The organism is Cupriavidus sp. 05T313, assembly GCF_056396665.1.
Genome location: NZ_JBFTLX010000356.1, coordinates 1 through 5,511, shown reverse-complemented (window position 1 = coordinate 5,511; position 5,511 = coordinate 1). Strand labels below are relative to the sequence as shown.

Sequence of the window (5,511 nt, the reverse complement as noted above, 5' to 3'; positions counted from 1 at the left end):
CTCGCTCACCGAACTCAAAACGACCGCCCGCAATCGGCTGCGCAGCGCACAGCAACGCGCTAGCATCATTGCCGCGTGCTGGAAGCAGGCCGAGTTGTGGTGATGTCATCATTTATACAAGGATCAATAGCTCGTGGATCCGGTTAAAGCGAGCCGATCTCCGCAGACCCTGCACACCGCTCTCCCTATGCCCCTTCGACGGCGCAACTTCTAAGAAATCTGCCGCCAGAGATGGTCTTGATGTGCTCCAGCCCCGCTTGCGAGTTGCGCAGTAGCACCTGGAACGACTGGTCAGGAAAGCCGTTAAAGACGAGTGTTAGCGCCAATGCGGTATCTGGCCCATTTAGTGGTTGCTCGGAGGCGATCAACTGGCTCATCTTCCATCGGTTTGCGAGATCTTTCATTCCAATCTCCCTAACTCTTTTATAAACATTGTGGGACCGGTCACTTTCATACGTGTCGGGGTTCTCACCAATTGACCGATAGGCACGTTGTCTGATGTTCGTCGCTGCGTTCAGTTGCTCGCTCAGATCGAGCGCGCAACTTAGTCGTATCCACGGCCGCATTTGCAGTGCTGAGCCCGAATGGCTCTCCAGCCCATCGATCTGGAATCTGACCGTAAGACCGGTCACCGGCTCTGGTACACCGAATTGCCCCTTGCCTGTTTTCGACGCCTCGAGGCCATCACTCACTTTGGCAAGAATGAGGAGCGCCGCATCTTTTCCGCTGACGCGAGCGACGATGGGCGCCATGTCAACGAACCCCTCCTCTGCGGAGACCAGAAGAGGGAGTACCTCAGGCTTCGGGTGTGGTGCCGCCCCAGAAAGCGGCATTCTCCATACCTTCAGTTGTGGCGGGTTTTCCGGTGTCTTTCCATTCTCCACCCGAGTCAGGTCGACCTCGTCCCAGCTCAGTCCAATTAGTGCCGTGCCCGCCTCGTGCCCCAGGCGAACGAGCGAGAGCGGTTCGTCAGTTTCCTTGGCGTCGAGCGAGAACCGGACGGTCTTGCCAGTACCGTCGTTGCCCAGGGCCTGACGCGCCACCACCAGACGCATCTGATAGTCGCTGCCGGTCTTGTCGTTCATGTAGTGCGAACCGGAGCGATCGATACCTACGCCCCGTGCCAAAGTCCAGACGTGTGTGGCTTGACCAAGCCAGTCCTTCTCAAGCAGCAGATCGTGCGACAGGAAACGATAAGTGTTGTACATCGGCAATGTGCCGTTCAGGGCATAGTCCAGCATCTTCAATTGCCCACCCAGGTTCCGCTGCACGATCGTGACCGCTATCCCCTTTTCCCCGTTTGCAAGGGAGCCCCGGTGGTCTAGTGATACCAGAATGGCCTTGCCGTCGACGTTTGCGAGTTTGTGCACGGAGGTGTCCGATGCGCTTTTGCAGCGACCTGCATCTCCATCCCAACAGTCGCGCGGACCATTCTGCATATCGTCAAAGGAAAATGCCTTGAGACTGGTATCACCAAAGGAGTCTCTCGCCAACGAGACGAGGCTTGGAAAGCCCTTGACATCCAACAAGACCGGCGGCGTAGCGATCCGTCGTTCTGGAAACGGCACAGGCGCAGTGCCTTGGCCCTTCAGCGTAGTCGCCTCCGACCGGCTCGTAACCAGCGCCTTCACTTCCACCATATTTCGCTTGATGAAGAACGTGCGAATGCCAAGGTCTTCGACAGTCGGGGCGTTCATACTCTGCGGGACGGCTCGGCCAACCACATAGTTATCGGCGCGTGCCGGCATAGGATCGTACTCGAAGTAGGTAGAGCGCCCAGCGGGCTGATAGGAGCCGGCTCCCCCAAGCACAACACCGAGCAAAACCTTCTTGGCCTGCGTTTCGCAGTCGGCAAAGGCGTCGTCGCTCGCCTGGCTGGATTCGGAGACCTTTGACTTATTCGGGTCATTGATTTGTCGACACAAGCGATAGGCGGATTCCTGCAGCATAGTGTCGCAGTCAGCCTGCGAATAGCCATAAGTGGCATAGCCGTGGCGGTAGCAGAAGTCGTGCATGACGCAGGCTTGGCGGAAGCGTAGGCTAACAGGAGCATGATCCTTTTCGCGTTCGAAGGCCGGGCCAGCGAGTGGCGGAATCGAACAGTTCAATCCCCGGCCACTCCCACCGAGAACGGCTTCGGTTGCGCTGGACGGGAGATAGACGGAAAACGTCGATGGAGCCTCCGTCTCTTGCGGCTCCACGAGATCAGGATAAACTTTATTGGCTATCCAGCCGGTGAATGGACTACAGCCCTGTATCACTGCCAGCACTGCAGCCGCAGCACAGAATGCCAAAAATGTCAGCCAATACCGAATTTTCCTCGTGTGGTGTACCTCCCCCTCCTTAGCCACTATAGGTTGCACACTCATGCGTTTCTCCCCTCTGGTAAGCACATGCGTCAAAGCTCAATGTAAGTACAGTCAGCACCACGACGATTTTTCCATCCCGTCAAATTGATCCACATGTGAACCAAATAAAGAAGTGTTAATAGGCGAAACTGATTTACCAAGACATCGAACCGAGCCTGGATAAATAAATTATCATTATCGTAGCCGTTTATTATAGTATTCCCACCGCTTCAGGTTCCGTCGGCGAGAACGAAGGTTCCAATAATTGGCTGGACAATTTTCCACACTAGCCGAACAACCAGTGACACTGGATTCATTGAGTTTTATCTTGGTTAAAGCCACGTTAGGACTTTCCAGAGAAAAAATACGTACAATGCAAATGCGACCACACGGCCCGATTGATTCCAGATTCCTGTGACGGGCCCGAGAATATTCATTCCAACAAAAGCGACCAAACACACACCTCCGAGAACCAGGATCGGTGCAACGCGCCCAGCCAAGGCTATCGGCCAGAAACGTCTCATCGCCAGCGCCTCCCTTTGAGGTTGTGTACCGTCCAACACAAAGCGCGCGATACTTCGCCAATTCTTTTCGTCTAGCGCGGCAGAATGACAGCCTCGTACAAACTCCGACTGGAATAGACCACCGCTGTTATCCATCTCCAAAAATCCGTCATGGCCGGCGCTGCCGAGATCCTGCCAACGGAGGACTTGAAAGGTGCGAGGAAAGATGGCCACGACCCAGTCAGCCGTAGCCACGAAGTTCAGCACGCGCTCTACACGACCAGATCTGATCAACCGCGCCCAATCGTAGTCCGTCCGAACCACGCTACCCGCAAATGCGATGTTCTTGAAGCGTACGCTCGGATAGGTCTCCAGCGCCTTGGCAAGCATGTAAGTTCCGTGGCTATGTCCGACGTAGGAAAAATCCGCCTTTGGATAAAGCGCCTTGTTCTCCGCGTAGCGATCCATTAACCATTCGACACGGCGCTTACGCACGTTCGGCAAGAGAAACGGCAGCATCGCGAAATAGCCGTATGTGGACGTCTCGGTTTTGACGATCCTCTTCTGCGATAGCATCGCCATCGCCCGTCCGCGGTCACGTTGCCGGTTTCGTTCGCGCGCCAATGCGACCACCCGGCGAGCGATTTTCTGGGTCCAGAACCCCTCGTCGCGAATGCCGTGAATGACAAACACGACATCAGTGACCGATTCGTCCGGTTTGGGCAATCCGTGATCACTAGGCAGAATCGACAGGCGATCGAGTTGCTCGCGCGATGCGGTGGCAGCCGTGGCAATGACCCTGCGCCGCCGGCGGCCCACGGGGGTGTCGTCGGCCGTAATAACATCCACATGGCCGGACTGAGGCACGTCGAGATAGAAGAAATCCTCGCCTGCGACCAGATCGATATTGTCCTGAGGAGAAACGATGTCGTCAATCGATCCAAGCAACTGAACCGTGACGGCGGAGCCGAGTGACTCGGCCCCGGCGCGTCTACGCATGGCCATCCATTGAAGGCGCAACTGTGTGAGAAACGGTGCGCCTCGATGCACCGAAAATACCAGCGGTCGCTTTCTTCCTAGCCTCGCCGCCGTCAGGATGTTTCCCATCAGAATGCCGAGTTTCCACTTGACGGCATTCACTAGTGAGAGATGAGACGAGATTGACCATCCGCGATTCATTGCCGCGATCAGTACGATCCGGCTGACCCGCGATGCCCATGGGCGTGCTTCCGCGCAGTCCTTCCCATACTCTAGAGGAACACCGTCGCATTCACCGCACGCATAGATATAGGCTTTTCTCGCCAGCAACGCTCCCATACTATGACCTATGAGTACGATTTCCCCGATACAATCGCCTTCCGCTTGCCAGATACGGTCTATCATCGCGATGATCGTCTTTGTCAATTCGCATGGTTCGACAAATGAAAACATGCCCACAGGCAACGCCGGTGCGAGAATAATCGGCTCGGGCTTGTCACGCTTCTGCCACGCTTCACGCACGGTGTCGCAAACGTACCGCAGCTTTCTGGGTGAGCTACCCGCGGCGTGCAGCGCCACGATCAGATCGCGTTTGGGCTCTTGATTCTCTTGATGGTTCGGCATCTTCACCTCCAACTCGACCTGCCTGCGCGTTATACGGGCGATCGCCGAAGTCGTCGTAGCAGCGCAAGCTGCCCCCGAAATGGCCAGTTCCTGGCGCGCCTATCGCGAGTCAGGCGACGGTCGATACCAAGTTGGTGGTAGCTGGCAGCTAGGACGCGTCCAAGACGCCATGCCTGATTGCCGATGACGGTGGAGAAGCTTGAGTCAGGCAATCAAACTGTCGTCTCGAACATGGCCTGCCAAAACGCTGCCGGCGCTCCCATCCAGTGCCAGAAACCATACCCCTCAAGACGTCAAACGGCATGGCCTCGCATTCTGGAAGCGATGATCACTGCAACGCCCCCCTTTGGCGCGGTCCTCCTTTATCAATAGCAACCGGCACTTCATCGTAAACTACGGTTACAGCTATCGGCATGCGTCAAGCGACAGCAGATGTCTTGGCGGCCTCGGTACGCGCGCGGTTTGCTTCGGATCCGGACCACTGCGCTCAATAACCAGCTCAATCTTAATCATTGTAAAGCGAACGGACGCCAGCGTACCCCCGGGAAGCTCATGTCCGATTCTCCATTAGCACGATAACACCACCACTCTTCGAAAGATGGCCAGAAGGCTCCTTCTCATAGCGCGAGAGGCCGACGGAATTGCTAACGTTGCCGCCAACGGCTAAGACGAAATCCGGACTTACGCTGACCACAATGTCCGTGTGGCTCTTGAACGAGTCCGAATGCTCCGCATCCTCGAAAGTGCGAGGATTCTCCCTCCATTTTCCGACGACGTCGCCAACTTGAGGAATTCCGTCAAAAATCTGCTTTCCCCAGAATGGTGCGTCCTGTGACTGAGCCTTGTTTTTGACGATGGCGTCGTGAATGTATCGCGAGTGCGCTGACGCGAATTTGAAGTTCTTGTATTTTACCGCTGATTGCGACGCGTTTCTCACCATGAACGAGATAGCGGCCGCCGACCATGGGATATCCGTTTGAAGTTCTTGTATTTTACCGCTGATTGCGACGCGTTTCTCACCATGAACGAGATAGCGGCCGCCGACCATGGGATATCCG

General features: G+C 55.8%; 3 protein-coding genes. All 3 read right to left on the bottom strand.

The window, feature by feature from the left end; genetic code table 11:
* Nucleotides 1-185: 185 nt before the first annotated feature.
* Nucleotides 186-2,369, bottom strand: coding sequence for a hypothetical protein (locus AC1DKD_RS38600; protein ID WP_441636111.1), 2,184 nt, complete (start codon nucleotides 2,367-2,369; stop codon nucleotides 186-188).
* Nucleotides 2,370-2,680: 311 nt separating this feature from the next.
* Nucleotides 2,681-4,453, bottom strand: a complete 1,773-nt coding sequence (locus AC1DKD_RS38595; protein WP_441636109.1) for a lipase family protein — start codon at nucleotides 4,451-4,453, stop codon at nucleotides 2,681-2,683.
* A gap of 550 nt (nucleotides 4,454-5,003) precedes the next feature.
* On the bottom strand, nucleotides 5,004-5,511 hold a 508-nt coding region (locus AC1DKD_RS38590; protein WP_477144509.1), incomplete at its 5' end, for a DUF2272 domain-containing protein.